The sequence below is a fragment of the Pseudomonas sp. XP1 genome, from assembly GCF_053557675.1.
In genome coordinates, this window is record NZ_JBNRIJ010000018.1 from 98,576 (window position 1) to 103,177 (window position 4,602).

Here is a 4,602-nt window from a genome sequence, read left to right on the forward strand (position 1 = left end):
CAGTTGAACGCCGTACCCTGAACGATAAGCAGCTTCTCCGACAGCAGCAGGTCGAGCACGAACTTTTCGTCGTTGTGAATCGGGCAAACCTTCGGGTCGATCTTCGGGAATGCATACAGCGCACCCATCGGCTTCACGCAGCTCACGCCCGGGATGTCGTTCAGCAGCTCGTAGGTGCGGTTGCGCTGCTCCAGCAGGCGGCCCGGCGGCAACACCAGGTCGTTGATGCTCTGGTAGCCGCCCAACGCGGTCTGGATGGCATGCTGGGCAGGCACGTTGGCGCACAGGCGCATGTTGGCCAGCATGTCGATGCCTTCGATGTAGCTTTGCGCGTGGTGCTTGGGCCCGGAGATGATCAGCCAGCCGGAACGGAAGCCCGCCACCCGGTACGACTTGGACAGGCCGTTGAAGGTCAGGCACAGCAGGTCGGGGGCCAGCGAGGCGGTGCTGATGTGCACGGCTTCGTCGTACAGGATCTTGTCGTAGATCTCGTCGGAGAACACCACCAGGTTGTGCTGGCGGGCCAGTTCCAGCATGCCCAGCAGCAGCTCTTTGGAGTACACCGCGCCGGTCGGGTTGTTCGGGTTGATGATCACCAGGGCCTTGGTGTTCGGGGTGATCTTGGCCTTGATGTCCTCAAGGTCGGGGAACCAGTCGGCCTGCTCGTCGCACAGGTAGTGCACCGGCTTGCCGCCGGCCAGGCTCACGGCGGCGGTCCACAGCGGGTAGTCGGGGGCCGGGATCAGCACTTCGTCGCCGTTGTTGAGCAGTGCCTGCATGGACATGACGATCAGCTCGGACACACCATTACCCAGGTAGATGTCTTCGATGCCAACGCCTTCGATCTGCTTCTGCTGGCAGTACTGCATCACCGCCTTGCGCGCGCTGAACAGGCCCTTGGAGTCGCTGTAGCCCTGGGCGGTGGGCAGGTTGCGGATCACATCCTGGAGAATTTCGTCAGGCGCCTCGAAGCCAAACGGCGCCGGGTTGCCGATGTTCAGCTTGAGGATGCGGTGGCCTTCCTCTTCCAGGCGCTTGGCGTGCTTGAGCACTGGGCCGCGAATGTCGTAGCAGACATTGGCGAGCTTGTTCGATTTGCTGAACTGCATGATGGGATCCCGATTGAGAAAACGCGCTACGCCCCGCCGAAAGGTTTGAAAGGGCAGGAAGCGGGTGCCAGACTGAACGCCTGGCACACGAAGCCAACTAATATACGTGCCACCCGCGCCCCGGAAAAGACGGTGCGCAGTGAAATTCAGCCTGCCGAGGTCCCTACATGCAAAAGATCGAGAAAACCCTGGAACAATGGCGGTCGATGCTCGACCCCGAGCAGTACCAGGTGTGCCGCCTGAAGGGCACCGAGCGGCCGTTCAGCGGCAAGTACAACAGCGAGCGCCGTGACGGCATCTACCACTGCATCTGCTGCGGCCTGCCACTGTTCGATGCGCAGACCAAGTTCGATTCCGGCTGCGGCTGGCCGAGCTTCTACGCCCCCATCGAAGAAAGCGCGATGATCGAGATCCGCGACACCTCCCACGGCATGATCCGCACCGAAGTCACCTGTGCCCGCTGCGATGCGCACCTGGGCCACGTGTTCCCCGACGGCCCGCCACCGACCGGCCTGCGCTACTGCATCAACTCGGTGTGCATCGACCTGCGCCCGCGCGACTGACCGGAGCCCGACCATGGCTGGATCGATACTGGACATCCCCTGCGTGACCTTGGGCGGCGAGCACAAGAAGCTCGGCGACTTCCCCGGCAAGGCGCTGCTGGTGGTCAATACCGCCAGCCAGTGCGGCTTTACCCCGCAGTACAAGGGCCTGGAGCAACTGTGGCAGGCCTATCGCGCGCGTGGTCTGGTGGTGCTGGGCTTTCCCTGCAACCAGTTCGGCAAGCAGGAGCCGGGCGATGCACGGGAAATCGCCCAGTTCTGCGAGCGCAATTTTGGTGTGAGCTTCCCGCTGTTCCGCAAGGTCGAGGTCAACGGGCCCGGCAGTCACCCGCTGTTCGTCGAACTCAAGCAGCGCGCCCCGGGCATTCTGGGTAGCCAGAAGATCAAGTGGAACTTCACCAAGTTCCTGGTCGACCCGGCCTCTGGCCAGGTAACGCGCTACGCCCCCACCACCAAGCCGCAGGCCCTGGAAGCGGATATCGAGCGACTGCTCAGCCGTTGACAGGCACCCAGTGGTCGACCAGCGCCAGCAGCTCTTCACGGCGGAACGGCTTGGCCAGGTAGTCGTTCATGCCCGCTGCCCGGCAGCGCTCGCGTTCTTCGGGCATGGCGTTGGCGGTGAGGGCAACGATCGGCAGATCGGGCCAGCGGCCGCTCTGGCGGATGCGCCGGCTGGCCTCGTAGCCGTCCATCACCGGCATGTTGCAGTCCATCAGCACCAGGTCGAACTCGTCCTGTTCCAGTAGCTCCAGGGCCTCGGCGCCCTGGGTGGCCAACTGCACCTGGCAGCCGAGCTTGGCCAGCATGCCCTTGGCCACCAGCTGGTTCACCGGGTTGTCTTCCACCAGCAGGATGCGCGCACGGCCTTGTTCCAGGGTAATGGCCGGGGTGGCCAGTGGGTGTTCGGGCTCGTGGCCCTGCAAGGTGCGGCGCAAGGTCTGGTACAGGGCGTTGCGCGCCAGCGGCCGGGCCAGCTGGTGCAGGGGGGCGAGGGTGACCGACTGTTCGCTGGGCAGGAAGTTGCCGTAGGCGGTCACCAGCAAGATCGGTGTCTTCAGCGCCGGGCGCAGTTCGAACAGCTGGTCCAGGCTGTCGGTGATCAACAGGTCTATGGCCGTGGCGTCCAACTCCGCGCTGCTGTCATGGCGCTGATAATCAAGGCCCCAGGCGGGCAAAAGGTCCTGCAGCAGTTCATCGAGCCCGCTGCCGGCCGCGCTCAGCGCAGCCACGCGCCCGTGCAATGGGGATGGCGGGATGGCCTCGGTGTGCACGGCCAGCGGCAGCTCGGCGGTGAAGCGGCTGCCGAAGCCCGGGTCGGATTTGATATGCAGGTGGCCCTGCATGGCCTTGCACAGGTTGCGCGTCAGCGCCAGGCCCAGGCCTGTGCCGCCAAACTGGCGGGTGATGCCGGCGCCCGCCTGGGTGAACGGCTGGAAGATCCGCGCCTGGGCTTCTTCGGGGATGCCGATACCGGTGTCGCGCACTTCCAGGCGCACACCGCCGACAATGGTCGCCAGGCGCACATCCACGCGGCCGAAGCGGGTGAACTTGAGGGCGTTGGACAGCAGGTTGCTGACGATCTGCCTTACCCGCGTGGGGTCGCCAAGCACGCTGCTGGGGAAGTCCCGGGCGATCAGGCAGGTCAGCTCCACGCTTTGCGCGGTGTTCTGCGACAGCAGGTTGGCGGTGTCCTCGACCATCGAGCCCATGTCGAACGGAATGCGCTCCAGCTCCAGCTGGCCGGCATCGAACTTGGACAGGTCGAGAATATCGTTGAGCAATTCCACCAGCACCTTGCCGGAGTCATGGGCTATCGCCAGTTGCTGGCGTTGCTCGCTGGGTAGCGGGCTGTCCAGGGCAAGGGCGATCATGCCGAGCATGCCGTTGAGCGGGGTACGGATTTCGTGGCTCATGTTGGCGAGAAAGGCGGCGCGTGCCTGGGCCATGTCCAGCGCCCGGCGTCGGGCTTCTTCCAGCTCCTGGTTGGACAGGCTCAGGCTGTTGTTGCTGGCTTTCAGCTCGTTGGTGCGTGCCGAGACGATATCTTCCAGCTCGTTGAGGTACTGGGTAAGGCGGTTTTCCGCTGTGCGCCGCTGCTCGATCTCGGTGGCCATGCTGACGAACTGCTGGTTTGCGACTTTCACCAGAACGCCGATCTCGTCGTTTTCGTGGCCGTGCGGGCAGGCCAGGCGGGTTTGGCGGGGCTTGCGCGGGTCGCTGCCGCTGAGCGCGCCGATCACTGTCACCAGCGGTTTGGTCAGCATCATGTAGAACAGCGCCAGCAAGATGCCGGTCAACACCAGGCTGCGGGCGAAGCCGTTGAGCAGGGTTATGCCGGCGCGGTCGAGGAAGCGGCTGCCGAAGGCGTAGGTGTCCACCTCCAGGTACAGCGTGCCGAGGTCCTCGTCGGGCATATGGGTGAGGTACAGGCGCTCCTTGAACTGGCGTTGCTCGCCGAACAGGAAGTCGCTGAGCGGTCGGTAGCGGTCCTGCAGGCGCGGCCTCTCGACATCGGCCAGCACCGTTTCGTTGTTGTCGCTCAGCCACGCGCGGATGATTGCCGGCGACTCCAGCAAGCCGCGAGTCAGCTCCAGCGCCAGTTCCGAATCGATGTTGTAGGCAATGCGCGAGGCCGGGTTGTGGCTGATTTGCAGCAAGGCGCGCACTTCGCGGTTGATGGACGCGTCTTCGCTGGCATAATCGATGCCTATCTGGATGAGACTGAGCAATGTTCCCAGGATGAAGCCGACCAGGACTGTCAACCGGGCTTGCTTGTATGACAGGCGATTGGTGAACTTGATATCCATGTGTCCCGAGCCGGTTTCACGTCCCTTGCGCTGCGCAAGCATAGCCGATCAACCCCGGCTGCTGGTGGGTCTGTCACACATTCAGCCTTGATTGCTCTAATGGTTGTGCCGGCCTCTTCGCGG

4 protein-coding genes are annotated in these 4,602 nt (G+C 63.9%); 2 read left to right on the plus strand and 2 right to left on the minus strand.

The features are described from left to right. Positions 1-1,109, minus strand: a 1,109-nt coding sequence (locus ACK1U9_RS16830; protein WP_449110045.1) for a pyridoxal phosphate-dependent aminotransferase, incomplete at its 3' end; no start/stop codon positions are given. A 167-nt stretch (positions 1,110-1,276) separates the two neighbouring features. Here ACK1U9_RS16830 and msrB point away from each other — a divergent pair. Both msrB and ACK1U9_RS16840 read left to right on the plus strand, forming a co-directional pair. Further along, positions 1,277-1,672: a peptide-methionine (R)-S-oxide reductase MsrB gene (gene msrB / locus ACK1U9_RS16835; protein ID WP_015269381.1), complete on the plus strand. Its 396-nt coding sequence runs from the start codon at positions 1,277-1,279 to the stop codon at positions 1,670-1,672. 13 nt (positions 1,673-1,685) lie between these two features. Next, positions 1,686-2,174 (plus strand): glutathione peroxidase, encoded by a 489-nt coding sequence (locus ACK1U9_RS16840; RefSeq protein WP_015269382.1) that lies wholly within the window; start codon positions 1,686-1,688, stop codon positions 2,172-2,174. Here ACK1U9_RS16840 and ACK1U9_RS16845 read toward each other — a convergent pair. Next, positions 2,164-4,521, minus strand: a complete 2,358-nt coding sequence (locus ACK1U9_RS16845) for a hybrid sensor histidine kinase/response regulator (protein WP_153671222.1) — start codon at positions 4,519-4,521, stop codon at positions 2,164-2,166. The two genes, ACK1U9_RS16840 and ACK1U9_RS16845, sit on opposite strands and share 11 nt — an antisense overlap. Between the last annotated feature and the right edge of the window lie 81 nt (positions 4,522-4,602).